Origin of the sequence: Pseudoalteromonas sp. SK18 (genome assembly GCF_001974855.1) — a bacterium.
Lineage (GTDB): Bacteria > Pseudomonadota > Gammaproteobacteria > Enterobacterales > Alteromonadaceae > Pseudoalteromonas.
In genome coordinates, this window is record NZ_MTQB01000006.1 from 37,175 (window position 1) to 64,152 (window position 26,978).

Genomic DNA, 26,978 nt, shown 5'->3' on the forward strand with positions numbered 1-26,978 from the left:
TTAGGGATCGGCTTTGTGCGCGTTGGAATTTGCATAATTATATTAGTGTCTTTTTTTGCTTGTGCACAAGACATGCTTTTACATTTGCGTAACAGCGATATAATTTCCCGTGCCAAACAGTTTTACGGTGATGCAGGCCATCAACGAATAAAAAACTGGCTGAGTTTTATTGATGACTCTGCCGATAAAAGTGAGTGGCAAAAAATTCACTTAGTTAATGACTTTTTTAATAAGCATATAAAGTACAAAACCGATGACGATCTTTGGCAAAAAAAAGATTACTGGGCCACCCCACTCGAAAGTTTAGGGGTAGGTATGGGTGACTGTGAAGATTATGTAATCGCTAAATATTTTACTTTAATTGCTTTAGGCATCCCAGAAGATAAAATACGCTTTATGTATGTGCGCCAACGTACGGTTAACCAACCACACATGGTGTTGATATACTTTGAACAACCCAATCAAATACCGCTGGTGCTCGATAATTTTAATACTAAACTAGTGCCAGCTAGTAATCGTGGCGATTTAAAGCCTATATATAGTTTTAATGGCCAAGGCTTGTGGTTAGCCAAATCAAAAGGTTTAGGTAATAAGGTTAAAAATAGCCGTGGGGTTTCTGCTTGGAACACCATGCTAGAACGAATTGAACAAGGTGAGCTTGCGCCCGCCAACGATAACAATAAAGGAACTAATAGTTATGTCTCGACTCTTTAAATATGGATTGAGTTTAAAGACCCAAGTATATGGCTTGATCATTTTAATTTCGATAATTTCATTTTGTGTACGCGTAATTACCGATGTGGATACAACTCGTAATTACTTACAAACGCAAATGGCCAGCCACGCGCAAGACACTGCAACCAGTTTAGGGCTTTCTATCTCTCCCTATTTAGAAGACGATAGCCTAATGATTGCACAAACGATGGCAACCGCTATTTTCGACTCTGGTTACTACAGTGAAATTAAATTTACTGATGTGCAAAACAACATAGTATTTGAATTACAAAACCCTAAACGCGTTGAATCTGTGCCTACTTGGTTTATTAGTGCGGTTGAATTGAGTGCGCCTACTATGCACTCTGAAATTAATAACGGCTGGATGATGGCAGGCACACTTAATGTAACCAGCCATACTGGGCAGTCGTATTTAACCTTGTGGCAGCATACATTACGCAGTTTATATAGCTCGTTTTTACTTTTAGCTGCATCACTCGCTATTGCGTTTTTAATTTTACGCGCCGTATTTAAGCCATTAAAAGCCGTAGAAGACCAAGCCACTCTAGTCACTCGCAAACGTTTTACCTTAAATAAAGAAATTCCGGTAGCGCGGGAGCTTCGTACCGTAACCCAAGCCATTAATAACATGGTTATAAACTTACAAAGTACGTTTGATTCACTGACCAAACAAACTCAAGCACTTACCGAAGAAGTTTATATAGATTCGTTAACTGGGCTGGGTAACCGTAAGTCATTTGAAAACCACTTTAACTCTGTGGTCAATAATATTTCAGACGATGCGCCCATTACTGCAATGATGCTTACCCTGCCCTCGTTGAATAATATAAACCAAATAGTAAGCTACCAAGATGGCGATCAGCATGTGCTTGATGCAGCTAAAATACTTAAACATGCTGCAGAAGAATTACCAAACTCAACCGTATTTAGGTTAAACGGCGGCACGTTTGTGTTACTTGCCCCTTATGACGTGTTATTTTTAAACAAAGCCCGTTTAGATCTGAGTGATAAATTAAGCCAAAAAGAAAACAGCTTGCACATAAATGGCTACGCAAATTTAGCCATAGTTGCCGTTGAACAAGGTGCAAGCGTAGGCGAAGTACTCTCGTTACTTGATACCGGTTGCACCATTGGCGAAGACAGCACCATAAACTGCGATGATAAAGAATCGCTATTTAGCGTAAATCAATGGCGTACACTCATTAAGTCGATTATAAATGCCGGTGAAGTAAGCTTTTCGGTACAGCCAGTAAAACAAGCCAATAAGGCTCACTCTCAATGTTACTTTGAGGTATTTGCCCACTTTATTCATGATGGCGAAAAAGTAAATAATGGCCACTTATTTGCCATGGCCGAAAAGTTAAACTTAACCGAAGAACTTGATAAAAAAATTATACGCAATTTTGTGGATATTAAAGAGCAATACCCAAATGAAGTGTTTGCCCTGAATATAAGTAAGGCATCTTTGTATTCAACTGACTTTATAGAGTGGCTTACTCTTTACTCGCACACTAAGCCAGTTATAAAAACTAACTTGCTGTTTGAGCTGCACGAAATAAGCTTACTGTATAACGTGCATGTTGCTTCATTACATATAGATGCAATAAAAGAGCTGGGCATTAATGTGTGTATTGAACACTTTGGTACTAGCTTAACATCGTTTAGGTATTTACAAGGGCTGGATATTGAGTACGTTAAAATTGATGGTAGTTATATTCAAGATTTAGTAACTAACCCACAAAGCCAATTTTATATTCAAACAGTTAACAATATTTGCCATGGTTTTGGTATTAAAGTTTTAGCCTGTTTAATTGAAAAAACCGAGACTTTAGAAATACTTGAATACCTAGGGTGTGATGGTGTACAGGGCAATTTGATACTACCACCATCAAAAATCATTAAATCTAATGAAAATGGCGTAAATAAAGAGTTTACTTTTTGCACCGATGCGCTAAAATTTTGCAATTAGTACTCAACCAAGGGACGAGAGATGAAAAAATTAATTTTAGCTGGCTTAGTCGCTAGCGCAACGGCTCTTACTGCTCTTCCAACCTATGCACAAACGGACAATGCTGCAGTGGTTCAAGAAGTGGGCATAAATAGCATAATTGATATTCTTAACAACGTAACAGCAGATACTACACCAGAGCAATTACGCGAAGATTTAGTAGAAGCTATTAAACGTATTTGTAAAAACAAAGAAAAAATCAAGCTAGACGAAAAGTTACTAAATGGCGCATGTGGCGCTGCAGACATTGATGCAATGGTTGCTGCTGTTGTTGCTCAATTTGGTGCAGATAACCCGTTAATATCTGACTTTTTAGCTGCCCTTTCGGCTGCAGGTTTAGACTCTGATGCAATCACGCTTGCTGCAATTACTGCTGGTGTTGATGCTACAACGGCTTCTGATGCAACTGCTGCAGGCCCAGGTGCAGGCCAGCCAGCTCCGCCAGTAGGCAGTTTACCAACATTGCCAACACCTCCAGGCTCTGGTGGTACAGGTGGTGATAACGGTATTTCTGAAGTTGGTAACTAGTTTTTACTATTAGTATATTTAAACGCAGCCTATTGGCTGCGTTTTTACTTTGTTTGAGTTTATTTTGAATCGTTTTATATTTTTTTTTATTTGCCTGATCCTATTTTTGCTCCCCCTTCCTTTAGGTAGTTACCGCCCTTGGGCAATTTTAGCTATTGGTATTTTAACTAGCTTTACCTTTATTACTCACCTTACACACAGTGTGTTAAATAATAAGCAATCGCTATTTCCGCCGCGCTATTCCTGGCCACTCTTTTTTACTTTAAGTGCCGTTATTTTAGTTTGTGGTATACAGCTGTTTAGCGTGAGTGTTGATGTATTTCAAACCAAACAAATGTTATTAAAAACCAGCTTTTTACTCATGTTGAGCTGGCTCGTATTTAACTACTGCAATAGTGCCGAGCGAATTAAAAAATTAATTTATGCTGTAATTTGTGCAGGGGTATTTCAAGCTCTGTATGCTAGTTATTTAAACTTATCACCTGATATTGTCAGCCCTCTATTTGGTTACAAACATACAGACCGCGCGATTGGTACCTTTACTTATTCTAACTTTTTAGCTAATTACTTAGCTTTATGTTTATGTTTAGGCATTGGCGTTTTGATCAGCGAATTAAAACGCACTAACAATGGCTATAAACCCACTTTAAAACAAACGCTACGCGCCTGGGCCGAGGTATTATTAAGTTCTAAAATAATCTTACGTATTTCGTTAATTATTATTATTGTGGCGCTTATTTTAACTCGCAGCCGTATGGGTAACTCGGCGTTTTTTATCGCTTTGATAATAGTAAGTTTACTAGCACTATTTGTTTATAAGCAAAAACCCAAAGCATTTAAGTTGCTGATTGTGAGCTTTTTTATTATTGATTTAATCATCATTGGTGCCATTTTCGATGTAGAAAAAGTAAAACAACGTATTAGCGAGACTAGTTTGCAATCGGAAACACGTGATGAAGTTGTACGTGACTCAATTCCGCTGATTTTAGATAACCCGTTATTAGGCTCTGGTGGCGGTACTTTTTATACCGCATTTCCTGCGTATCAGTCTGAGCCCTACTCTGGTTATTACGACAATGCGCATAACGATTATGTGCAATTTGCCGTTGAGCTGGGTATTCCTGTCACCGCGTTGTTAGGACTACTGGTACTTTATTGTTTGTGGTTGTGTATTAACACTATGCGAACGCGTAAAACGGCGCTTTATCAGGGGGTGGCGTTTGGTTGTGCTACGGCCATTATAGCCATGATGCTGCATTCGTCGGTTGATTACTCCTTGCAAGCCGGCGCAAACTCAATGCTGTTTATTGTGGTTTTATGTTTAGCTATATTGACCAACAAGTTACCGGCACCAAAGCGAATTAAAAAAAGACGAAGTGAAAGGTTCTAGGTTCTAGGTTCTAGGTTCTAGGTTCTAGGTTCTAGGTTCTAGGTTCTAGGTTCTAGTTTATTGTAGGCAGGGCTTTATACCACGCAATAAAATTACGCTTCATCGGGTTATATTATTACAAAAAGCGCCTAGTTATTTATTTACCACAGAGGATAGGAGAAAAAAGAGAAAGTGACTAAATACAAATGTTATAAGTATTAGCAAATACTTTGTATTCTCTGTGCAGCGCGCAGCGCCTCGGTGTTCTCTGTGGTTCAAAAGTAATTTTTATGTTTTGGGTTTAAGTGATTTATTCACAAAGAAGGTTATGAGATGCTGCGCTTTTGGATATTTAGCCCGCAACTCGAAGCCCGTCGCCCGTCCCCGTCCCCGTCGCTCACGACATTAAAATATGACGCGACATGAAGTCGCTGCTACAAGTTGGCAATAATAGCGACCTAACACCTGTTTTTAATCTACTGTTCTTCTAAATCAAATTCGGTGGTGTGGCCGTCGCCGTGGATTAATTGGTACCTTGCTAAATTTCCCGCTTCAAGTGTTACTAAGCTAATGGCTGAATCGCTTACTAGGTACTTTTGTCCTTTGCCTTTGGTTTGGTGTTTGTCTACTTCCATGTGCCAGCGTTTGGTGAAAAAGTTAAGTGGGCTTTTGGGGCCGTATAAAATAGAGTCGAGCTTGTCGAGCACATTTATTAGCTTGCGCGGAAACTCATTTTTAATACCACTAGCAGTCAGTTGCCAAATTCTGTTGGGATGATCGCCAAAACGCTTTTCCACCGAAAAGCAAAACGAATAGTGTACGTCGCCCGATAATATCAGTGTTTCATTTGGGGTGTCGGTGCGTCTAAAAGTATTGAGTAGCTTTTTGGCTGAGCCTTCGTGCGCCATCCAGTTTTCTACATCAACCATCAGTGGTTGCCCACACATATTAAACAACGCTTGAATTGCCTCAATCGATTTAACTCCAAACACGGGAGCAGGCGACACAATAATGACTTTGTCATGGCTTAATAGGCTCTCTTCAAGCTCTGTGAGGCGCTCCCAATCGAGTAAGCCTGATGGTTCATTAAAGTTTTGCTCGTTACGCCAACGGTGCGTACGGGTATCGAGTACCACCACTTTAGGAATAGTCATTAGCTCATAATGCCAATAACTAAAGTCGTTCAGATGCTTATCAAAGCTTTTAAATTGCCACTGCTTATCACCAGCTAAGCAGTCGTTAAAAGGGCTCAGTAACGATCCGGTTTTATGTAGTGCGTCGTTGCCCATTCCCTGAAACAACCAATAGCTTGCTAAGCCATTATTTACAATACGCTTGCTGCTAGGGTTTTGGTTAATGGCTTGCTCCCAGCCTGCGGTTAGGTTCCAATCATCGGTTACATCATGATCATCAAACATCATTAAGGTAGATACATTAGCAAATAACCGCTCTACCTCTGCTAAGCCTTGTGCATAGCTCGCTAATGTGGTTTTTTCTGCATTAAATAGCGTTTGATTTTTTTCGTTGCTCCCCGAGTAACTCAAATTATTTAAGTCAATGTATTGCCATGCTTGGCTACTAAAATTAAGTAAATATAGCGCTACAAATTCTTCAAAATGAATCAGGTGGTTATACGCTTTTACACTGGAAAAATGCGGTTCGTCTTTTTTTAACCAATAGCCGATGCCTAATTTAGAACGGTTTTTCCATGAGGTAGTTGGCAACAAGTAATGGCGACCATACAACTGTTCTGCAATGTCAGCGGGTAAATCTAAATTAAGTGGCTGTTCTTTATAAATACCTAAGTGCTTAATCAGCTGATGTATTGCTAATAACATAGGCCCTGCTACATCGTCGGCGTATACCTGATCGCCCGAAAGCAATAATAACTGTGCCCCCTGCTGCTCATTACTTCGTTGTACAGCTTGCCAATGGCTTGAGCTTACTAAGCTGTCTTTTGCAGGATGATGCGCATTACGACACGAGCCATGTAGTATTTGCGTCAACTTTTTGGGGATCACAAATTCAGGTAATGGCTGATTGTTATAGCTAAACGCTGATAAATCAACCGCGCTGTCATCAAAAAATAGCTGGTAGGGTAATAAGGTATCGCGTGGGAATTGGCTGTTTATGGGTTTAATAACCACAAACTGTAAGAATAAATATTCCCCAAGCCTTATGGTGTCTTGTTCACTATAACATTCGTGACCAATTAGCTCTATACGGCAATTTACTGGCTTTGCAGTAGCAAACTGAATACAGACTGCGGTTTTTTCTGCTCGGCGCACCATGGGCCCCATAAGTAATAGCGGGTGTTGCACCGAGAGAGTTGTCATGAGGTTAGCCTTTAGCTGCTAATTTAAATAAAGAGTAAAAATTATCAGTGGTGGCTTTTGCCAACTCGTTAAAGCTAATGCCTTTGAGTTCACTAATGTAATAAGCCACGTCTTCAACATACGCTGGCTGGTTGGTTTTACCACGGTACGGTACTGGCGCTAAATACGGCGAGTCGGTTTCTATAAGCAGTCGTTCGAGAGGGATTTGCTTTACCACCTCTTTAAGCTCTACCGCATTTTTAAAGGTCACAATACCTGAAATAGAAATATAAAAACCCATATCAATGGCTTTTTTGGCCATATCCCAATCTTCGGTGAAACAATGCAGTACCCCGCCGCAATTTTCTGCTTTGTGTTCACGCATTAAGTTAATGGTGTCGGCACGGGCGTCACGGGTATGAATAATAAGAGGCTTTTGTAATTCATTTGCCACCTCAATATGGCCAACAAAACTGGCTTGTTGTACGGCATGGGTGTCTTTTGCGTAGTAATAATCGAGCCCAGTTTCGCCAATCGCCACTACTTTGTCGTGTGAGGCTAAGTCAATTAATTGCTGTTTATTAAGCGCGTCTTTTTGATCGAGCGGATGCACGCCACATGACGCAGACACGTCGTTGTGATGCTTTATTTGCTCTAGCATATTTGGGAATTGATCAAGCGTGACGCTTACACATAAAAAATGTTCTACTTTTTTGGCGCGAGCGTTATCAAGTACTTGGTCTAGGTTTAAATCGAGTTTATCAAAATCAAGACGGTCTAAATGGCAATGAGAATCTACAATCAAAATAAGGCCTGTTTTTACTACATGGTATAAGTTGGATTGCCGGAGTTTAACATAGTCCCCAGCAGTTTTTCGATCTTCGCGTTTAGGTTTGTTTTATCATCTAAGAAGCTAATGCCGATCCCTGGTGGATTTGAGCTCTGAGCGCCCTGTGGCGTGATCCAGGTTACTTTGCCGGTTACCACGTCGTCTTCTAGCGCGTCAGGTAAGGTAACGCGTAAGGCGAGTGAATACCCGGGTTCATAGCGCATATTGGTGCGTACAAATAACCCACCTTTTTTTAAAAAAGGCATATAACAGCGATATAGTTCGTCAAGGTCGTCTATATCTACTAATAGCTCTTGCATATCTAGTCCTTTTTATTGGTTACGTAATGTATACGCTAGTCGTGATACCGCAAGCGGTAAGTTTAGCCCAAGTATTTGTATGTTATTCTGTAAAAAATCATTCAGCGCTTGCTGAGCAACTTGGTAAGAGTCAAAACTCATGCCATTTAACAGCTGTTGTTTGAGCTGCTCACTTAAAAATAAGGTAAAAATACGCACAAGCTCAGGCTGTTTATTTATTATGTCGACTAACGCATTGAAATTATGGCTTTGTTTAAACTCAGTTGCAAATTTATAAAGCGTATCAATGTTTTCAAGCTGATTTTGCTGTTGCCACTGCTTTACTTGCAGTGGTTGGCTATAAAATAACGACAACCACGTATAGTTAGGCACATCCAAACTACTTAACCATTGTTGTGCTAATTGGTTATTGGTTACTTTAACCTCAGTTTTAGCACAGCGACTTAAAATAGTGGCAGGTAATTGCGCCACTTGGCTGGTTGTCAAAATTAAAAACCGACTATTACTTGGCTCTTCAAGGGTTTTTAATAACGCATTAGCGGCTGCGGTGGTCATTTTTTCGCAGTTTTCGATAATTGCCACTTTATTGCCATTTTGCGCCGCAGACTGATGCATAAAATCGCTTATGCCGCGAATATCATCAACACCTATGCTTTGCCCTTCCACTTGGGTAATGCGCTTGTCTGGGTGTGTACCCGCTAAGTTTAATGAACAACTTTTACATTGCCCACAAGGGCTTAACACACTATTTGGACTACTTAACTGTGCTTGGGTGTTTTGGCATAACAAACTATTTGCTAGTTGCTCACTTAGCTCAAATTTGCCAACCCCAATAGGCCCGCAAAACAGCTGCGCATGATGAAAACGCTGCGCTTTATAGCTCTGAGTTAAGCGTTGCTCTACCTCATTAAGCCACGGCAATGCCATATTATTTTAACCCTGAAAAAAACGTGCGTAGTACATTGGTAATATCACGATGCACTTTATCAATGCTTTGGTTGGCATCGACTGTTTTTATGCTGTCGTCATCATTTGCAAGCTCAATGTAACGCATACGGGTGCGCTGAAAAAACTCAATGGCTTCTTGCTCAATTCTGTCTAACTGGCCGCGACCTTTAGCACGTTCAAGGCCAATAACAGGGTCAATATCTAGGTAAATGGTTAAATCGGGTTTTAAGCCTTTTAACACCATAGACGATAACGATGCTAAGGTATTTGCACTTATTCCTCGCCCGCCGCCTTGATAGGCCTGTGACGATAAATCGTGACGATCGGCTAATACCCACTGCCCTTGCTCTAGTGCCGGATTGATCACATTATGCATTAGCTGTGAACGCGCTGCATACATAATTAGCAGCTCAGTTTCAAAAGCAATTTCTTCTTGGTGCTCTGCTTTTACTAAGGTACGTAACGATTCAGCCAGTGGTGTTCCACCGGGTTCGCGTACATTAATAAAGTCAACATGGTGATGGTTTAAAAAGTCTTGGCACAGGGCTATAGCGGTTGATTTACCCGCGCCTTCTAGGCCTTCTATAACTATAAATTTTGGTTTCATAAATACTAATTCTTTTTATTTAAAATATACCGGTTAACCGCCGCATTATGTTGTTTTAATGTGGTTGAAAACTGATGACTACCATCGCCTTTGGCTACAAAATAAACATACTCGCTTTTAGGCGGGTTTACTGCCGCTAAAATGGCTTCTTTGGAGGGCATGGCAATCGGTGTGGGCGGTAATCCGTTAATACGATAGGTATTATACGGGGTGTAATTTCTCAAGTCTTTACGTTTAATATCGCCGTCAAAATCTTCGCCTAGTCCATATATTACGGTAGGATCGGTTTGTAAGCGCATATTGGTATTTAAGCGGTTAATAAACGCCGAAGCAATTAACGGGCGTTCGCTGGCAAGCGCGGTTTCTTTTTCGATTATTGAAGCCATGATCAGTGCTTCATAGGCGGTGTCGTAAGGTAAATCACTTGCCCGTTGCTGCCATGCATCTGCCAGTGTTTGCTGCATTTTTTGCGCAGCACGTTTTAATAAACTACTCGCATTATCGTTACTATGATAATGATAGGTATCAGGAAATAGCCACCCTTCAAGATGAGTTTGCTTACCGATTATTTGCTCGCCAAGTTGTTCGAGTTTTAAATCGTTTTGTAAATGTGATGCCGTACTTAATGCATTTAATATATCTCTAAGTGCTTGGCCTTCAATGATGGTAAAACTAAAGCTAACTTGCTCGCCTTGGTTTATTTTTTTTATATTGTTGATCACGCTATCCGCGCTTAACTCGTACAAACCCGCTTTTAAGTCAGTTAAGGTAGGGTCTAGTTTAGCTAATATTTGAAACCGCCAGCAGTCTTCTAGCCACTGTTGTTGCTGCCATTGACGGCACAACTTATTAAAGCCGGTGCCTTTTTTAACTTCAAATTGAGTGCTCTGCGCCACCTTTAATGGCGTTTCAATGGTTGCTTGTAATTGCTGGTAGCCAATCACTGAGCTAAAAAAAGCCAGTAGTAATACTGATAATATAACTTTTAACACTAAGCCTCCTTGGCTAGTAACTCGTTTAGTAATGATTGGCTATGCACAATATCAAAACAGTGCTCGTCTATACTTTTTACAGGCACAATTTTCATTAAGCTGTTACATATAAATACGGCGTCTGCTTGGGTAAGCTCATCAACGCCGACAGTTTTAAACTCAACCGCTAATTTATCACATAAAGATTGCAGAAAAACACCTTTAATGCCGCATTCATCCAGCCTTGGGCTAAATATTTTATGATTTTTTATTGCAAAAATATTAGCCGCTGAGGTTTCTATTACATTGTTGTTGTAATCAAGCACTAGCGCATCATCGCTGTGCTGGGTTTGTAGAGCATTTTTGACCAGTACTTGTTCAAGCCTATTTAAGGTTTTTAGCCCAGCTAAATGAGGTTGAACGGCCAACTTAATCGGGCTAATAGCTAAGCTAATTCCCGAATCTGTTAGGCTGTTGTAATGATCTGGATAAGGTAAAACACTCACAATAATGTTTAAATTGCATTCACTCGGTGGCGCATAGCCTCGCCCGCCCTCGCCTCGCGTTACCACGATTTTAAGGACCGCTTGCGCCAGTGATGCTACTTGCTGAGTGATCTGCGACTCAAGAGCAGTAAACTCAAGTGCAGGAAAGCCCAAACGCTGCGCACATTCAATTAAACGTGCTTTATGATAAGCCCAATGCTCAACTTGTCCATCAGTAACCATTGCGGTGGTAAAAAAGCCATCGCCATAATTTAAGCCCCTATCACGGGTGCTTATGCTACTGGTTTCACTTGCTGTTATTATTGTTTGCATATTTTTTTACACATAAAAAAACCCAGTTAAACAACTGGGTTTTTATTCTCATTCGTTGTTAAAAAAGATTATACCTTTTTAAACAGTAACGAGCCATTAGTACCACCAAACCCAAATGAGTTACACAAAGCGTAATCAAGTTTAGCGTCACGTGCTGTATGCGGTACGTAATCTAAATCACAGCCTTCGTCTGGGTTATCTAAGTTAATTGTTGGCGTCACTTTTTGCTCGGTCAACGATAAAATAGACACTATAGACTCAACAGAGCCTGCCGCTCCGAGTAAGTGACCCATCATAGATTTTGATGAACTTACCATCACATCTTTAGCTGAATCACCAAAAATGGTTTTAACCGCTGATGTTTCGGCTTTGTCACCCGCATGAGTAGACGTACCATGTGCGTTGATGTAACCAACTTGCTCTGCATTTACTTGCGCATCGTTTAATGCGTTTTCCATTGCCAGAGCGGCACCTGCGCCATCTTCTGGTGGTGAGGTCATGTGATAAGCATCACCACTCATGCCAAAACCAACAAGCTCTGCATAAATTTTAGCGCCACGTGCTTTAGCGTGTTCGTATTCTTCAACAACCACCACACCGGCACCATCGGAAAGTACGAAACCATCACGGTCTTTATCCCACGGGCGAGACGCTGCTTGTGGATCGTCATTACGCGTTGAAAGCGCACGAGCGGCATTAAAGCCACCCATACCAATTGGCGTACACGCTTTTTCTGCGCCACCGGCCACCATTGCATCAGCATCGCCATAAGCAATCATACGTGCGGCATGGCCAATATTATGAAGACCTGTAGTACATGCTGTCACAATTGAAATATTAGGACCGCGTAGGCCGTGCATTATAGATAAATGACCCGAGATCATATTAATAATGGTAGACGGTACATAAAACGGCGATAACTTACGTGGACCGCTGTTTAATAATTTTATGTGGTTTTCTTCAATGAGGGTTAAGCCACCAATGCCTGAACCTACCGCTACACCAATGCGTGATGCGTTTTGTTCAGTAACTTCGAGGCCAGAATCTTGAAAAGCTTGAACACCCGCTGCAATGCCATACTGGATAAATAAATCCATTTTTTTAGCATCTTTTGGCGACATATAAGCCGATGCATCAAAATCATTGATTAAACCAGCGAAGTGAGTACCAAATTTTGATGTATCAAAGTGGGTAATATTTTGAATACCACTTTTACCATCTAATAAGCCTTGCCAGGTTGATTGCACATCATTGCCTAGCGGCGTCAACATTCCTAAGCCAGTTACGACGACACGACGTTTAGCCACGGTTTGCCTCCAATAAGGAATTATTATTATACCAATTAACTTAGCTTAGTTTATTTCAGCGTTAACACTATTACTGTTGCTAGTTATGTTATTAGTATTGGGGATGATCATACCCAAGCTACCTCAAAGTGCGAGTCTCAAACCAATAATCAACGCTGAGCAATAACAACTTAATTGCTGATAGTGAGTGAGGGTTTGGTATTGAATCATGTACTTTGAGGTGGTTTGGATATAAAGATTAAAGGCAGCGAATGCTGCCCTTAATTTGCGATTAATTACTCAGCGTGAGCTGTAACGTAATCGATTGCAGATTGTACTGTAGTGATCTTTTCAGCTTCTTCATCTGGGATCTCAGTGTCAAACTCTTCTTCAAGAGCCATTACTAATTCAACAGTATCAAGAGAGTCTGCACCTAGGTCATCAACGAATGAAGCTTCGTTTTTAACTTCTTCTTCTTTAACACCTAGCTGTTCGATGATAATTTTCTTTACGCGTTCTTGGATATCGCTCATTCTTCTTTCCTTTATTAAAAACGCCAATGCGTTATTTTCAGATTGCGGCGTAGTTTACGTCCGATAATTCTCTGATTCAATCTTTTGACCATAAATAATTTGCTGGTCAAACCTGTTGAGTGTTTATTTTACCTTTTATCGCTTATTTTCACAGCGATTTCAAGTATGTTTAAAGCAAGTTTGCGAAAAATTCAATGTTTTTTAGCAAACCCGCATACTATTTTTGGTTTATTAAATTCGTATTACGAACTTAAACCATGTACATCGCACCATTTACATGCAAAGTTTCACCTGATACATACGCAGCGGCGTCAGATGCTAAATAACATACTGCAGCTGCAATCTCATCTGGCTGACCTAAACGACCCGCAGGTACGTTTGCAAGCGTTGCTGCTTTTTGCTCATCTGTCAAATCATCGGTCATGTCTGTTTGAATAAAACCAGGTGCAACCACGTTAACAGTAATACCACGAGACGCTACTTCACGCGCTAGTGACTTAGAAAAGCCGATAACACCCGCTTTAGCGGCCGCATAGTTAGCTTGACCCGCATTACCCATAGTTCCCACTACAGAGCCGATATTGATGATACGGCCGTTCTTTTTCTTCATCATTGGGCGAAGTACGGCCTTAGATAAACGGAAGATAGAGCTTAGGTTGGTGTCGATAATATCGTCCCACTCATTTTCTTTCATGCGCATTAATAAATTATCGCGCGTAATACCGGCATTATTTACTAATACATCAATATCACCTAAATCAGCTTTAATTGCCGCTAATGTCGCCTCAATCGATGCAGGATCCGTTACGTTTAACGCATAGCCCTTACCGTTATCACCTAAGTAGTCACTAATTTTAGCCGCACCCGACTCGCTTGTTGCTGTGCCCGCTACTTTTGCACCTTGTGCTACTAATGTGTTTGCAATGGCCTTACCAATACCACGACTAGCGCCAGTGATCAGGACAACTTTGCCCTCTAAAGAAAATAAATTACTCATTTTATATACTCTTATTTAGCTGAATCGATTGATGCAAGGTCGTTAACTGAACCACACACCATCGCTTTATCAATACGTTTTGCAAGCCCGGTTAGTACTTTACCAGGACCAAATTCATAACTTTGCGTTACACCTTGTGCAACCAGTGCTTGTACCGTTTCGGTCCAACGTACTGGACTATATAACTGGCGTACTAATGCCTCTTTAATTGCATCAGCTGAACCTTCTGCTTTTACATCAACATTATTGATTACATCACACTTAGGTGTATTAAATGTTAAAGCAGCTAAATCGGTGGCTAATTTCTCAGCAGCTGGTTTCATTAGTTCACAATGTGACGGTACGCTTACCGATAATGGCAGTGCACGTTTTGCTCCGGCTTCTTTACAAGCAACAGAGGCTCTATCAACTGCATCTTTATGACCGGCAATAACCACTTGCCCTGGCGAGTTATAGTTTACTGGAGAAACCACTTCACCTTGTGCCGCTGCTGCACAAGCGGCTTTAATTTCATCGTCGCCTAAACCAATGATTGCGGCCATAGAACCTACACCAGCAGGTACGGCTTCTTGCATGTATAAACCGCGGTTTTCAACCAGTTTTACGGCTTCGCTTAAACTGATCACATCGCTACATACTAAAGCTGAGTACTCACCCAGGCTGTGACCTGCCATAACGACGTCTGCATCTGGGTTTGTAGCTAACCAATGACGATAAATAGCAACGCTTGCAGTTAATAATGCAGGCTGAGTACGGTGTGTTTGATTTAGTTTTTCTTCTGGACCGTTAAGTACAAGGTCTGCTAGGTCGTAACCAAGTGCGGTTGAAGCTTCTGCAAATGTAGCTTTTACTATGTCAGAACTCGCTAGTAGCTCTTGTAACATACCCACAGTTTGCGAGCCTTGACCTGGAAAAAGAAGTGCAATTTTTTGTGCCATAGTTTGCTCTTTTAATTAAACAAAATAAATAATGTGTAACACGGCACGTTAACTGTTATTCAACCGCCGTGTCTTTAGAATGTGTTTTTTCGAAAATAGCAGCTATTTTATCTGGAAGTTGACGTTCTACTTCTTTCACTGCTTCGTCGATTGCAGCATGAAATGCTTTAGCTGAGGCATTTCCGTGGCTTTTAACAACAATACCGCGCAATCCTACCAGAGAAGCGCCGTTATACTGGTCGGGGTTCACTCTTTTATAGAGTTTTTTTATGATTGGCGCCAACATAAACGCCATACACTTGTAAACGACGTGCTTTTCGAGAGCACGAGTAAACTTTTTCATGATAAGTTTAGCAATGCCTTCACAGGTTTTAAGTGCAACATTGCCAACAAAGCCTTCACAGACAATAACATCGGCTTTGCCAGAAAAAATATCGCTGCCTTCACTGTAACCAATATAATTAATCAGCTCGCTTTGTTGCATTAATTGTGCGGCTTGCTTAATTTCTTCGTGGCCTTTTATATCTTCAGCACCAATATTTAATAAACTCACTTTAGGGTTATCGCAGCCAAGTGCTTGGCCTGCAACCACAGAGCCCATAATGCCAAACTGATACAGCATTTGCGCATCACAATGCACATTAGCGCCTAAGTCGAGTAAGTAAACGGGATTTTTACGTTCAGTAGGTACAGCAGAGATAAGTGCGGGACGTTTCACCCCTGGAAGCATTTTTAATACGTAATGCGCCATAAAAAATAGCGCCCCTGTATTGCCAGAGCTAACACAGGCTTGCGCTTCACCCGATTTAACTAAATCAAGGGCAACTCGCATGGAAGAATCTTTTTTTGAGCGTACAGCAACAGCGGGTTCGCAGGCATTGGTAACAACATCGTTACAATGGCGAATTATTAATCTGGGATGAGAAAGTGAATCGAGTGATTCTAATTGTTTAGCTATTACTTGCTCGTTGCCACATAAAATGAGTTTTAAGTTGGCATTAGCATTTACCGCACGAACGGCTGCGGGTATAGATGAACGGGGGCCATAATCGCCCCCCATCATATCTAACGCTATGGTTAGATTAGTCAGCATATAAGCAATCTCTTAGTTAGAAATTACTTGAACGCCTTTGTAGTAACCATCTGCAGTCACATGGTGACGACGATGAGTCTCACCAGATGTTTGGTCTACAGTTAAAGTTGGACCACTGATCGCATCGTGTGAACGGCGCATGCCGCGTCTTGCACGAGACTTTTTGCTTTTTTGTACAGCCATAGTCTTCTCCTAAGAATCTTTCTTAAGTTGTTTCAAAATATCAAATGGATTTGGTTTATCATCTTCCGCCTTTAAAACACCAAAGCTGGCAGGCTCTGCTGTATAACTGCATGAAGCTTCGTTGTGGGTAGGCACTAATGGCACTGCTAAAATAAGTTCGTCTTCGATTAGCTCAAATACGTCTATTTCACCATTTTCATCAAGTGCTACTTCGTCGTAGCTTTCTGGAAGATCATCTGACTCTGCATCCAAACCGACTGGCGAATACACAAAGTCTTGATCCAAATCCAACCCTAAATCACCATTACAACGTTGACAAGTTACAGTTACGTGTGTGGACAAATTGCCACTAATCACAACTAAACCTTGCTCATCGTTTTTGCAATGAATTTTTACCGCTATTTCACCTACTTCTTCCTGGATAACCCCTCGTAAACGAGGAAGTTTCTCAAGCGGTACAACGCCGTCATACTTTAAACGATGCTGAGCTGCTTTGCCCGGATGAAGGGTGATGGGAATTTTCACCTTTTGCATAGGGGCTGCATCATATAGATAGTTAGTAAGTTAGTCAAAGTAAAAAACCAATTTTACGTTGTTTTTCACGTGTTTTACTCACGGATCTGATTTATCCTAACTCAATCTGATTTACGCTAGGAAAACATGCCATGAAGCACCCCCTTATATTAGCCTCAAGCTCGCCATTTAGGCAGTCTTTATTACAAAAATTTAATCTGCCGTTTGAAACGTTTTCGCCAGATGTTGACGAAACGCCGCATAAAAACGAAACACCAAGCAACCTTGTTAAGCGCCTCAGTGAATTAAAAGCGGCTGCAGCCGTCGATCACTTTGACCAAGGCCTCGCGATTGGCTCCGACCAAGTTGCTGTATTTAATCAGCAAATATTAGGTAAGCCGCACAATAAAGAAAACGCAATAAAGCAATTGAGCTTATTTAGCGGGCAAACAGTCACTTTTTTAACTGGCTTGTGTGTGTACGATATTCACACTAAGCAATGCAAAACCATTGTTGAGCCATTCAATGTGACCTTTAAAACCTTAACAACGGCGCAAATAAGTGCTTATTGCGATGCAGAGCAACCTTATAACTGTGCAGGAAGTTTTAAAAGTGAAGGCTTGGGTATTTGCTTATTTGAAAAGCTCAGTGGTGATGATCCAAATAGTTTAATTGGTTTACCACTGATTAAACTCAGCCAATTACTGGCTGAGTTTGGTGTTGATGTCTTAGCAGCGCAAGTGCCTAGCGCAAATTAACTGATTAGCCGAGTAATATATTTTGCAACTGCTGATAGTTGTTAGCGGTTGCAATCGGAGTTAATTCATTAAGTTGCGCAGCGTTGTGTACACCCATGGTTACCCCTATTCTATCCATACCCGCGGCTTTTGCCATTGCCATATCTATTTGGGTGTCGCCTATCATTAGCGCTTCATCAACACTTACCCCTAGCTCTTCAAGCAATTGATAAAGCATATCGGGAGCAGGCTTTGATTTAGCGTCGTCACTGGTTCGCGTAGCACTAAAAAAGTGACGCAATTGGCTTTCATCTAGAAGACGTTCCAGCCCTACTCGGCTTTTACCTGTGGCAACTGCCAATATTACGCCTTGGCTTTTTAACGCAGTAAGTACCTGTGCAACATGTTCAAACAGCGGTGTTGGGGTGGTATCAAGTGCATATTGCTGTTTATACCCTGCAATAAGCGCTTCGTGATGCTCACGGTGGTCAGGAAACAAGGTTGCGATTGCGTTTTCAAGCGATAAACCAATAATATTTTTACTGGCGGTATCGCTTGGCGGCTCAATATTAAGCGATTGGGCACTTTTGCGAATGCAATTAACGATTTTGCTAATTGAATCCATAATGGTGCCGTCCCAATCAAAAATTACTAGCTTATATTTTTTAATCGGCGTTAAATTCACGCTTTTGCTGCTCTAAGTTTAACCAAACAGCTTGATAGTGCTTTATCCAGCGGTGCTTCTACTCGCATGGTGGTTTCGTTTTTAGGATGGTAGAAGCTTAAATCATGAGCGTGTAAAAATAAGCGGTTTAAACCACGTTTACGCATTGACTCGTCAAACCCTTGGTCGCCGTACTTATCATCACACGCAATGGCATGACCTTGGCACTGAGTGTGCACACGAATTTGGTGAGTACGACCAGTTACAGGGGATGCTTGTACTAATGAACAATCGTTATAACGCTCAAGCACTTTAAAACGAGTATGCGACGGTTTACCTTCCGTGTTATCAACACGTACTACGCGCTCACCCGATTTAAGGGTATTTTTACGCAAACCTTCCGTTACATTTTTCGTTTTAGAGTCCCATTGGCCTTCTACCAATGCCCAGTAATTTTTTTCCATGGTTTTTTCGCGTAATTGCTCATGCAAAGCGGTCAGCACTGAGCGACGCTTAGCAATAAGTAAACAACCTGAAGTATCGCGGTCTAACCGATGTACTAGCTCAAGGCTGCGCTCTTCTGGGCGTAAAACACGTAATGCTTCAATAAGCCCATAGCTTAAGCCACTACCGCCATGCACAGCCATACCTGAGGGCTTATTAATAACAATCAGGTATTTATCTTCAAATAATATATCGTCTTCGAGGCGCGTTACTTTATCGAGTTTTGAGGGTACAAACTCTTCACGCTCTGACACTCTAATTGGCGGTATACGAATAACGTCGTCTAGCTGCAATTTATAAACAGGCTTAATACGTTTTTTATTTACACGCACCTCACCCTTACGAAGAATTTTGTAAACTGCGCTTTTAGGCACCCCTTTTAAATGGGTAATAAGAAAGTTATCAATACGCTGACCTAAGTGGTCTTCGTTGATAGTGACAAAAGTTACTTGTAAGCCGGTTTTTTCTGACATTGCCTAATCACTGATTTAAGTAAAATAATTTAGTTGCTAACACGGTTATAATAGTGGGATAATCAGCAGCGCAAATATTTAGTATTTGCAAATAACAACGGTGCTTTTTAACACAACAAAACATTCGTGATGCACATTCTGGGTAACCGATCATACAGATCCGAGTTAAGTTTTCCAAAGCTTTTATACATACCCAGTTAACACGTGCGCACAACTAACGGCAATGCGCGTAATATATTGCTGGTTAAGTTTGAACATGAATTGATTTTTAATGTGATAGTAAAAGCAATGAACAGATAATTTGTCTGATAGTGACGGCGTAAAAACACGCCGTTCAGAATTCGCTCAAATATTGTAGTAGTACCGTACAGCAGCTTATTTAGAACTAAAAAAATCTAATAAATAAGCGTTCATTAACATCGGTAGCGATTTTTGCTCATAAAATAGATAACGGTAGTTTTAAAAACGAAACTATGGTTTGAACCTAAAGAGCCCTACGCACCTAATATGAATGCATTTAATAAGATTGATATGACAGGCCAACTTCTGGATAAAACGTGTATTGAGCTAAATAGCCGACACATTTGAATCCTTTTAGAATTTAATAGCGTGATAACACCCTATTGTTTGCCGGCATTTAAAATACTGCGTACCAAAATACAGAGCCGTTCCGTTAAAGACCCAGTCGTGAGGCTGCACATTCTAAAAATAGGAACACCTGAACAGGCGAGAAAAACATCGTCATGTCAGCGACATAAACTAGTAGAGTAACATTATGAAACGTATGCTAATCAATGCAACGCAGCAAGAAGAAATGCGCGTAGCACTGGTTGACGGCCAGCGCCTATATGATTTAGATATAGAAAGCCCAGGTCACGAACAGAAAAAAGCCAATATTTATAAAGGCAAAATCACACGCATTGAACCATCTTTAGAAGCAGCATTTGTTGATTACGGTGCTGATCGTCATGGTTTCCTTCCATTAAAAGAAATTGCTCGTACTTACTTCCCGCAAGGTTACACCTTCCATGGTCGTCCGAATATTCGCGACGTGATCAAAGAAGGTCAAGAAGTAATAGTACAAGTTGATAAAGAAGAGCGCGGCCAAAAAGGTGCAGCATTAACTACCTTTATCAGTGTTGCCGGCAGCTACTTAGTGCTTATGCCTAACAACCCTCGTGCTGGCGGTATTTCTCGTCGTATCGAAGGTGATGAGCGTACTGAACTTAAAGAGTCGCTAAGCCGCCTAGAACTACCTAAAGGAATGGGCTTAATTGTACGTACTGCAGGTGTTGGTAAATCGTTTGAAGAACTAAACTACGATTTAAAAGCATTACTAGTCCACTGGGAAGCCATTCAACAAGCGGCAGACAGTGCTAAAGCACCATTCTTAATTCACCAAGAAAGTAACGTGATTTTCCGCGCTATTCGCGACTATTTACGTCGTGACATTGGTGAAATTTTAATTGATAAGCCACGTGTTTTTGAAGAAGCTAAAGCGCACATTGAGCGTTTTCGTCCTGACTTTATGAGCCGCGTTAAGCTTTATCAAGGTGACACACCATTATTTACGCATTACCAAATTGAAAGCCAAATTGAGTCTGCGTTCCAACGTGAAGTGCGTTTACCGTCAGGCGGTTCAATTGTTATTGACCCTACTGAAGCACTTACCTCTATTGATATTAACTCGTCTAAAGCAACAAAAGGCGGTGATATTGAAGAAACAGCACTTAACACCAACCTAGAAGCAGCGGATGAAATTGCACGTCAACTTCGTTTACGTGACTTGGGTGGTTTAATTGTTATCGACTTTATTGATATGACACCTCCACGTCATCAACGTGAAGTAGAAAACCGCTTAAAAGATGCTGCTCGCCCAGATCGTGCCCGTGTACAAATTGGCAAAATTTCGCGCTTTGGTTTACTTGAAATGTCGCGTCAGCGATTACGCCCTTCACTAGGTGAAGCAAGCCAAGGTGTTTGTCCACGTTGTAGCGGCCAAGGTACTATTCGTTCAAACGAGTCAATTGCACTATCAATTTTACGCTTGATTGAAGAAGAAGCGATTAAAGACAACACTGCACAAGTAAACGCACAAGTGCCTGTTGCCGTTGCCGCTTATTTATTAAATGAGCAGCGTCGTAGCGTTCACCGCATTGAAAAGCATCATAAATGTGATGTAGTGATTATTCCTAATCAACACATGGAAACACCACATTACGAAGTTATGCGTTTACGTAAAGACGAAACACTTGAAACAGTAAGTTATGAGCAAGTTGTTGCGCCTGAGCCTGAAGCATTTGAAATGTCTAAATCGCCAGCAGCCCCTGTACGTGAAGAGCCGAAGCTTAAAGGTGTCGTTATGCCTTCTAGCCCTGCTCCACAAGCAGCAGCAAAAGCAGCGCCGGTAGTAGAAGCAAAAGCTGAAATTGGCTTATTTACTGCACTTGGAAAATGGATTAAGTCGTTATTTGCAAGTGAAAGTGAGCAAACAACACAAGAGTCTACAGATAAGAAATCTCAAGAGCGTACCAATAACAACCGTGGCAATGATAATCGTCGTCGAAACAACAACCAACGTCGTCGCAATAATAACCCACGCAATAAACCACGCAACGAACGTACAACAGACACTGAAACTAAAAATGAGTCAGCACCTGTAAATGATACGCAAGAAAAGAATGAGAACCGCAATAAGCGCCGTCGTAATTCAAATACGCGTAAACGTCCTGAGCATAAAACAGAAGATAAAACGCAAGTAAAAGCAGAGGCAACTCAAAAAGCTGATACTGCACCTAAATCTGATAAGAATGCTGAGCCAAAAGAGCAAAAGCCTAAGGTACGTCGCCAACGTCGTAATTTACGTAAAAAAGTTCGCGTACAAGACGAAAGTGCTGAGCAAGTTCAAACAACAGAGCAAGCTGTTGAGCAACCTGTGATGAAAGAAGACAAGCCACAAGTACAAGAACAAGCACCTGTTGCTGAAAAGCAAACGCCAGTATCAGATGAAAAAGCACCTGCACCTGCTAAAGAACAAGCAGAGGCTGTTGTTGATGCAAACGATAACGCTGTGGCACAAGATGAAGAACAAGAGCAAACACGCACTCGTTCACGTCGTTCACCACGTCATCTTCGCGCATCAGGTCAACGCCGTCGTCGCCCTGAAGGTGAAAACGCACCAGAAAAGTCTGATGAAGCGCCTGCGTTTGTACCCGTTGCGGATCAAGCCGCTGCTGAATACGAAGCAGAGCTAAAAGCAAAAGCACATAAATCGGCCGTTGATGCCTCTGATGCAGTTGAACAAAACATTGTTGAGGAAGAATTAGCGAAAACTGAAGAACCAGTGAAAACTGAAGAACCAGTGAAAACTGAAGAACCAGTGAAAACTGAAGAACCAGTGAAAGCTGAAGAGCCAGTGAAAGCTGAAGAACCAGTGAAAGCTGCAGAACCAGTGAAAACTGAAAAACCAGTAAAAACTGAAGAGCCAGTGAAAACTGAAGAGCCAGTTAAAACTGAAGAACCAGTACAAACTGAAGAACCAGTACAAACTGAAGAACCAGTGAAAGCTGAAGAACCAGTAAAAACTGAAGAACCAGTACAAGCTGAAGAACCAGTAAAAACTGAAGAAGTTGCTGTTGAAGCTGAAACCGCACCGGTTAGTGCTACTGAAACACCTGTAGAAGCGAAAGAAGCACCAGTGGTTACAAGCCAACCTAAAACTGTTTCACAAGCGAGTTCTAGTAAGGTAAACGCTAAAACAGTGATTACAGCTGGACATGCAAGTGCGCCAATGGCACAGCCAACACCTGTAGCTGATAGCGAAACCAAGCATACATCAGTTGCAATGGCACATGACAAACGCGAGTTAATCCCTGACAGCGGCCTTCGCCCTGGCTCGGTAAAACCTGCCGGTCGTGCAAGCTCAGCAATGACTAAAACACTTAATGCTGAATAAGCACTAAGTTTAGCTCAAAGCATAAAAAAGCCGCGTTAATTGATTTTAACGCGGTTTTTTATTGCTTGGAATTTATGTAACTGGCAAACGGGGGCTGCGGGGATCGGGCTTCGAGCCTGTTCCCCAAACCCGTAGCTCGCAATTTGCCGTAAGCATGACAATAAGACCTTAGTGATTTATTTACCACAGAGGATAGGAGAAAACAGAAGAAATGATTAAATACAAATGTTGTGAGAATTAAAAAAGTACAGATTATTGGTTTTTATTTCTTTGTATTCTCAGTGCAGCGCGCAGCGCCTCGGTGTTCTCTTTGGTTAAAAAATCAAAGACTAGAGGTGAAAAAGTTAGCGGGCTGCGGTGATCGAGCTTCGAGCCTGTTCCCCAAACCTGTAGCTCACAACTTGCCGTAAGCATGACAATAAGACTTTAGTGATTTATTTACCACTGAGGATAGGAGAAAAAAGAGGAAATGATTAAATACAAATGTTATGAGAATTAAAAAAGTACAGGGTATTAGTTTTTGTTTTGTATTCTCAGTGCAGCGGGCTGTGAGGTTAGGGCTTCGAGCCTGCTCCCGTAGCTCGTTGCCCGCCAAAACTATCTTTAATGACGCGACATAAAGTCGCTGCTACATCTAAACCTTGTAGCAGCGGGTTCACCCCGCGTTTGAATTAAAAAACCAAGGTAAATACCCGCTTATTAGAAGGCTCTAAACTCTACTTTAGACACAAAAAAGCACGGCATTAATATCGTGCTTTTGGTTTAATCAAACAGTGTTTAACGAAGTTTAATCTTGCTGTTGCTCCATAAAACGCTGTAGCTGATCTTTTAGATTTGGCGGAATGCCTTTTATAACTAGTGTATCTGTCGCTTCATTATACGTGACACGCTCACCTAAATGCTTACGCTCAAAGCTTATGCTCACACCGCCACCTAAGCCTGAAAACTTAACCATACTCGTTACTGTTTTCTTATCGACTGGGAACGACTCTTCTAAGTCATAGCTTTGCTCTTTACAAAAGCTCTCAAACGGATTGTCATCGCCTTTGGTCAGCGTTGCTGAAAGCTCACTTACATTAGCCTCTTCGCCTGTGGTGACACAGTCGTTACAATAATCAAATACTTGCTTACGTAAATCGTCTTTTTCAGACTTATCGAATTGCTGCTCTGATAAGTAGTCTTCTACCGCGCTTAGCATCACTTGGCTTTGTTGCTTAGGGTCAATACCCTCTTCACAGCCTAAGAAATCCAAGAAAAAGTCAGCTACTTTTCGCCCTGCACGGCCTTTAATAAATGAAATATAACGATTGTCGTCTGCTTGAGTATCCCATGCGGTTAAATCGATGCGGGCAGCCAATTGCATACGCGAAATATCTAAATGGCGCGATGCGGCTAAATCAAGCTCTGAAGTCATTGAGTAGTGTTCTTTAATGTTGATCATGGCAATCAACATATAATCAGTAGCCACATACTGGTAGTGACAAAATACTAAATAGCCAGTCTCATTAAAAGCGTATTTATCTAACTCTTCTTTTAATACTGTCGATGCTTGCTCGGTCATATGCCAAAAGCCAAGCTCATTATTGCGGTAGCTTTGCATAGTAGAGGCAACAATACTGTTTTTTTCGCCACTAAAAGCACAAAAACCTTTGCCCGGTTTGCCATTGTAGGCATGGTGTAATTGCTCAATGAATACAGCGACTTTGTCGTTGATCATCATTTCATCGTTGCGAAGGTGAATTTGGGTGTCGTCATCTTTTTTGTCTACATAGTGCACGACTAATTTTTTAACATCTATTGCCATCTTTGTTTTTCACGCCTCTGGTGTTAAAATACGGGAATATAACTATTTTTATTGAACCAACTGATGCCAATCTTATCAAAATACTCTAATGAAGAAGTAGAACAAATCGTCGATCAGCTTATTGATGTTTTATCAAAACACAATGCGCCGGTTGATTTAAGTCTTATGTGTTTAGGAAATTCTATCACGCATATCTTAAAAGAGCATGTACCAACAGGGAAAAGACAAGCTGTTACTGAGAACTTTGCAAAAGCACTCGCTCAGTCGGTTAAATAAACTCTATGAATTTATCGCAGCATAACCAGTTTTCATCGAAAGCAAGTCAATTATTAAGTTGGGGCCATTGGTTTACATTTGCCAATATTGGTTTGGTGCTTTTAATTAGCTTAAGCTATTTATTTGCCGACTCGCCGCCCACCACTTATATAGGTATTACTTATATGGTGGTTACGTGGCTAAGCCACACCAGCTTTATTGCATTTTTAGCGTTTGTGCTGACGGTTTTTCCTTTAAGTTTAGTGTTTCCCTATCCGCAGCATATACGCGGTATGGCAGCAGTGATAGCTACAATAGGTGCTTCAATACTCACTTTGGACGCTTATGTGTATTTTAACTTAGGCTATCACTTAAATGCCTCAGCACTGCCTGAAATTATTTCGTTGTTGTGGCACCGCTTAACAAATTCACCTGCGCTCACTACCTTACTAGCTGGCAGTATTGTATTACTTATTTTAGGTTTTCAGCTTACGGTTAGTAACTTTACTTGGCACCATTTAGGGCGTTTGAAGCAATTTAAATTTGCCCGTTATGCCGGTTCTTTTTTAGTGATTTGTTTTGCATTAAGCCACAGCATTCATATTTGGGCTGATGCAAATTTAAAGTTTGATATCACCAAGCAAGACAACGTATTGCCACTTTCGTACCCTACTACAGCCAAAAGTTTACTCGCTAAAAACGACTTATTGGATGTTGAAAGCTACGAGCAAGCACATAATGTTAAAATTAATAACCAAGGTATTAATTACCAAATACCTACCCCATTAGCAAAATGTGAAGATTACAACGCAGCTAAAGTTGATATTTTAGTTTTTGATAATGACGAGCAGTTAGCAAAATTTGTTGCCAGCAAACAAGGCGTTTATAAAAATCAGCAATTTTTACAACCTACAGATCATAGTGACATGGTATTTGGTTTAGTGTACGGCCTGCCTGCATTTTATAAAACCGACATTATTGAGCAACAAACGTTACCCGTTTGGCAAAGCCAACGTCGAAGTGTAGAAGTATTCGGTATTGATGAGCTGAGCTTTATTAACGAGCAAGCACACAAAAACAGTGCAATCAGGGTTATCAAAGCAAATGAAAGCGCGACTGTACGCGATGATGCTACTGAGTTTTTTGCATTTAGTGTGTCGCAAAACAGTAATGAAATAGTGACTACATCAACGCTATATAGCTCAGATAAGTTTATTTCTAAAGTGAACGGCTTAATTCAACCGAGTGATATTGTTGCTACTACCCTTGGCCAATATTTAAACTGCAATGCCCTTGCAGAGCAGACAATGTTAGGTAAAAACTTATACAGTAAAAGTAATAACATTGGCGTTAATTACTCACAAGGTGTCGTGATAGCTTATAAAAAAGATAGAATTACGCTAATTGATCGTGACGGAAATTTTAGAAATATTTCCGCTGCACAAGGATTCTCTATTGAACAAGGACTTGATATTCCGTTTTTAGTACACAGTATTAAAAAGCTCAAAACTTTTTCTCAATAGCACCTGATAGTTCAAGCGGGTTATTAGCACTGGCTCGCTTGATTTTCTATTTTTATTCCTTTGCACTTGCTA

The 26,978-nt window shown here is 41.0% G+C and carries 25 protein-coding genes; 8 read left to right on the forward strand and 17 right to left on the reverse strand.

Going from position 1 to position 26,978, the window contains the following annotated elements:
- The first annotated feature begins 15 nt into the window (after nt 1–15).
- From BW139_RS06295 to BW139_RS06310, 4 genes are all read left to right on the forward strand, one after another.
- Nucleotides 16–714: a transglutaminase-like cysteine peptidase gene (locus BW139_RS06295; protein ID WP_076919091.1), complete on the forward strand. Its 699-nt coding sequence runs from the start codon at nt 16–18 to the stop codon at nt 712–714.
- Nucleotides 698–2,704, forward strand: a complete 2,007-nt coding sequence (locus BW139_RS06300) for an EAL domain-containing protein (protein ID WP_076919093.1) — start codon at nt 698–700, stop codon at nt 2,702–2,704. Before BW139_RS06295 ends, BW139_RS06300 begins: the two co-directional genes overlap by 17 nt.
- 21 nt (nt 2,705–2,725) lie before the next feature.
- The gene (locus BW139_RS06305; protein WP_076919095.1) at nt 2,726–3,271 is read left to right on the forward strand and encodes a hypothetical protein; all 546 of its coding nucleotides are present in this window, start codon (nt 2,726–2,728) and stop codon (nt 3,269–3,271) included.
- A gap of 64 nt (nt 3,272–3,335) precedes the next feature.
- A complete protein-coding gene (locus tag BW139_RS06310; RefSeq protein ID WP_175611402.1) occupies nt 3,336–4,661 on the forward strand; it encodes an O-antigen ligase in 1,326 nt (441 codons plus the stop codon).
- A 455-nt stretch (nt 4,662–5,116) separates the two neighbouring features.
- On the opposite strand, the gene BW139_RS06315 is transcribed toward BW139_RS06310, so the two are convergent.
- The 14 genes from BW139_RS06315 to yceD form a co-directional block, all read right to left on the reverse strand.
- Nucleotides 5,117–6,976 carry an alkaline phosphatase D family protein gene (locus BW139_RS06315; RefSeq protein ID WP_076919099.1) on the reverse strand — a complete coding sequence of 620 codons (1,860 nt, stop codon included), beginning with the start codon at nt 6,974–6,976 and terminating at the stop codon, nt 5,117–5,119.
- A gap of 4 nt (nt 6,977–6,980) precedes the next feature.
- Entirely contained in the window at nt 6,981–7,760 is a 780-nt protein-coding gene (locus tag BW139_RS06320) for a TatD family hydrolase (RefSeq protein ID WP_076919100.1), read from the reverse strand.
- 17 nt (nt 7,761–7,777) lie between these two features.
- A complete protein-coding gene (locus BW139_RS06325) occupies nt 7,778–8,104 on the reverse strand; it encodes a PilZ domain-containing protein (protein WP_008109887.1) in 327 nt (108 codons plus the stop codon).
- 12 nt (nt 8,105–8,116) lie between these two features.
- The gene (locus BW139_RS06330; RefSeq protein ID WP_076919102.1) at nt 8,117–9,031 is read right to left on the reverse strand and encodes a DNA polymerase III subunit; all 915 of its coding nucleotides are present in this window, start codon (nt 9,029–9,031) and stop codon (nt 8,117–8,119) included.
- A 1-nt stretch (nt 9,032) separates the two neighbouring features.
- Nucleotides 9,033–9,659, reverse strand: coding sequence for a dTMP kinase (tmk, locus tag BW139_RS06335; protein WP_008109882.1), 627 nt, complete (start codon nt 9,657–9,659; stop codon nt 9,033–9,035).
- Nucleotides 9,660–9,664: 5 nt separating this feature from the next.
- The gene (gene mltG, locus BW139_RS06340) at nt 9,665–10,651 is read right to left on the reverse strand and encodes an endolytic transglycosylase MltG (protein ID WP_008109880.1); all 987 of its coding nucleotides are present in this window, start codon (nt 10,649–10,651) and stop codon (nt 9,665–9,667) included.
- A complete protein-coding gene (pabC, locus tag BW139_RS06345; RefSeq protein WP_076919103.1) occupies nt 10,651–11,448 on the reverse strand; it encodes an aminodeoxychorismate lyase in 798 nt (265 codons plus the stop codon). Before pabC ends, mltG begins: the two co-directional genes overlap by 1 nt.
- Nucleotides 11,449–11,516: 68 nt before the next feature.
- Entirely contained in the window at nt 11,517–12,755 is a 1,239-nt protein-coding gene (fabF, locus tag BW139_RS06350; RefSeq protein ID WP_076919105.1) for a beta-ketoacyl-ACP synthase II, read from the reverse strand.
- A gap of 275 nt (nt 12,756–13,030) precedes the next feature.
- On the reverse strand, nt 13,031–13,267 hold the full coding sequence (gene acpP / locus BW139_RS06355) for an acyl carrier protein (protein ID WP_008109873.1): 237 nt from the start codon (nt 13,265–13,267) through the stop codon (nt 13,031–13,033).
- Nucleotides 13,268–13,517: 250 nt separating this feature from the next.
- Complete coding sequence (gene fabG / locus BW139_RS06360; RefSeq protein WP_010389634.1) at nt 13,518–14,264, reverse strand: 3-oxoacyl-ACP reductase FabG; 747 nt, start codon at nt 14,262–14,264, stop codon at nt 13,518–13,520.
- An 11-nt stretch (nt 14,265–14,275) separates the two neighbouring features.
- A complete protein-coding gene (gene fabD, locus BW139_RS06365; protein WP_076919106.1) occupies nt 14,276–15,202 on the reverse strand; it encodes an ACP S-malonyltransferase in 927 nt (308 codons plus the stop codon).
- A gap of 55 nt (nt 15,203–15,257) precedes the next feature.
- Nucleotides 15,258–16,295, reverse strand: a complete 1,038-nt coding sequence (gene plsX / locus BW139_RS06370; protein WP_008467405.1) for a phosphate acyltransferase PlsX — start codon at nt 16,293–16,295, stop codon at nt 15,258–15,260.
- A gap of 12 nt (nt 16,296–16,307) precedes the next feature.
- Nucleotides 16,308–16,478 carry a 50S ribosomal protein L32 gene (gene rpmF / locus BW139_RS06375; RefSeq protein WP_008109865.1) on the reverse strand — a complete coding sequence of 57 codons (171 nt, stop codon included), beginning with the start codon at nt 16,476–16,478 and terminating at the stop codon, nt 16,308–16,310.
- A 9-nt stretch (nt 16,479–16,487) separates the two neighbouring features.
- Nucleotides 16,488–17,012: a 23S rRNA accumulation protein YceD gene (gene yceD, locus BW139_RS06380; protein ID WP_008109862.1), complete on the reverse strand. Its 525-nt coding sequence runs from the start codon at nt 17,010–17,012 to the stop codon at nt 16,488–16,490.
- A gap of 131 nt (nt 17,013–17,143) precedes the next feature.
- On the opposite strand from yceD, the gene BW139_RS06385 reads away from it, so the two are divergent.
- The gene (locus BW139_RS06385) at nt 17,144–17,749 is read left to right on the forward strand and encodes a nucleoside triphosphate pyrophosphatase (RefSeq protein ID WP_076919108.1); all 606 of its coding nucleotides are present in this window, start codon (nt 17,144–17,146) and stop codon (nt 17,747–17,749) included.
- Nucleotides 17,750–17,753: 4 nt separating this feature from the next.
- Here the strand turns inward: BW139_RS06385 and BW139_RS06390 are convergent, their stop codons facing one another.
- A complete protein-coding gene (locus BW139_RS06390) occupies nt 17,754–18,413 on the reverse strand; it encodes an HAD-IA family hydrolase (RefSeq protein WP_076919110.1) in 660 nt (219 codons plus the stop codon).
- On the reverse strand, nt 18,410–19,369 hold the full coding sequence (rluC, locus tag BW139_RS06395; protein WP_054200702.1) for a 23S rRNA pseudouridine(955/2504/2580) synthase RluC: 960 nt from the start codon (nt 19,367–19,369) through the stop codon (nt 18,410–18,412). Before rluC ends, BW139_RS06390 begins: the two co-directional genes overlap by 4 nt.
- A gap of 775 nt (nt 19,370–20,144) precedes the next feature.
- Between rluC and rne the strand changes: the two genes are divergently transcribed.
- On the forward strand, nt 20,145–23,324 hold the full coding sequence (gene rne, locus BW139_RS06400) for a ribonuclease E (RefSeq protein ID WP_076919111.1): 3,180 nt from the start codon (nt 20,145–20,147) through the stop codon (nt 23,322–23,324).
- 787 nt (nt 23,325–24,111) lie between these two features.
- On the opposite strand, the gene yejK is transcribed toward rne, so the two are convergent.
- On the reverse strand, nt 24,112–25,128 hold the full coding sequence (gene yejK, locus BW139_RS06405) for a nucleoid-associated protein YejK (protein WP_076919112.1): 1,017 nt from the start codon (nt 25,126–25,128) through the stop codon (nt 24,112–24,114).
- A 63-nt stretch (nt 25,129–25,191) separates the two neighbouring features.
- Between yejK and BW139_RS06410 the strand changes: the two genes are divergently transcribed.
- Together BW139_RS06410 and BW139_RS06415 are read left to right on the forward strand one after the other, a co-directional pair.
- Nucleotides 25,192–25,404, forward strand: coding sequence for a DUF1414 domain-containing protein (locus BW139_RS06410; RefSeq protein ID WP_008109847.1), 213 nt, complete (start codon nt 25,192–25,194; stop codon nt 25,402–25,404).
- Nucleotides 25,405–25,409: 5 nt separating this feature from the next.
- Nucleotides 25,410–26,906 (forward strand): DUF3413 domain-containing protein, encoded by a 1,497-nt coding sequence (locus BW139_RS06415; protein ID WP_076919113.1) that lies wholly within the window; start codon nt 25,410–25,412, stop codon nt 26,904–26,906.
- Nucleotides 26,907–26,978: the final 72 nt, after the last annotated feature.

Bases quoted from the DNA above. Each gene is read 5' to 3' on its own strand.
- acpP (WP_008109873.1), bottom strand. From the start codon at position 13,267: ATGAGCGATATCCAAGAACGCGTAAAGAAAATTATCATCGAACAGCTA.
- rluC (WP_054200702.1), bottom strand. From the start codon at position 19,369: ATGTCAGAAAAAACCGGCTTACAAGTAACTTTTGTCACTATCAACGAA.
- rne (WP_076919111.1), top strand. From the start codon at position 20,145: ATGAAACGTATGCTAATCAATGCAACGCAGCAAGAAGAAATGCGCGTA.
- tmk (WP_008109882.1), bottom strand. From the start codon at position 9,659: ATGAAACCAAAATTTATAGTTATAGAAGGCCTAGAAGGCGCGGGTAAA.
- BW139_RS06410 (WP_008109847.1), top strand. From the start codon at position 25,192: ATGCCAATCTTATCAAAATACTCTAATGAAGAAGTAGAACAAATCGTC.
- rpmF (WP_008109865.1), bottom strand. From the start codon at position 16,478: ATGGCTGTACAAAAAAGCAAAAAGTCTCGTGCAAGACGCGGCATGCGC.
- yceD (WP_008109862.1), bottom strand. From the start codon at position 17,012: ATGCAAAAGGTGAAAATTCCCATCACCCTTCATCCGGGCAAAGCAGCT.
- yejK (WP_076919112.1), bottom strand. From the start codon at position 25,128: ATGGCAATAGATGTTAAAAAATTAGTCGTGCACTATGTAGACAAAAAA.
- BW139_RS06385 (WP_076919108.1), top strand. From the start codon at position 17,144: ATGAAGCACCCCCTTATATTAGCCTCAAGCTCGCCATTTAGGCAGTCT.
- BW139_RS06305 (WP_076919095.1), top strand. From the start codon at position 2,726: ATGAAAAAATTAATTTTAGCTGGCTTAGTCGCTAGCGCAACGGCTCTT.
- BW139_RS06300 (WP_076919093.1), top strand. From the start codon at position 698: ATGTCTCGACTCTTTAAATATGGATTGAGTTTAAAGACCCAAGTATAT.
- plsX (WP_008467405.1), bottom strand. From the start codon at position 16,295: ATGCTGACTAATCTAACCATAGCGTTAGATATGATGGGGGGCGATTAT.
- BW139_RS06315 (WP_076919099.1), bottom strand. From the start codon at position 6,976: ATGACAACTCTCTCGGTGCAACACCCGCTATTACTTATGGGGCCCATG.
- fabD (WP_076919106.1), bottom strand. From the start codon at position 15,202: ATGGCACAAAAAATTGCACTTCTTTTTCCAGGTCAAGGCTCGCAAACT.
- BW139_RS06415 (WP_076919113.1), top strand. From the start codon at position 25,410: ATGAATTTATCGCAGCATAACCAGTTTTCATCGAAAGCAAGTCAATTA.
- pabC (WP_076919103.1), bottom strand. From the start codon at position 11,448: ATGCAAACAATAATAACAGCAAGTGAAACCAGTAGCATAAGCACCCGT.
- BW139_RS06330 (WP_076919102.1), bottom strand. From the start codon at position 9,031: ATGGCATTGCCGTGGCTTAATGAGGTAGAGCAACGCTTAACTCAGAGC.
- BW139_RS06325 (WP_008109887.1), bottom strand. From the start codon at position 8,104: ATGCAAGAGCTATTAGTAGATATAGACGACCTTGACGAACTATATCGC.
- fabG (WP_010389634.1), bottom strand. From the start codon at position 14,264: ATGAGTAATTTATTTTCTTTAGAGGGCAAAGTTGTCCTGATCACTGGC.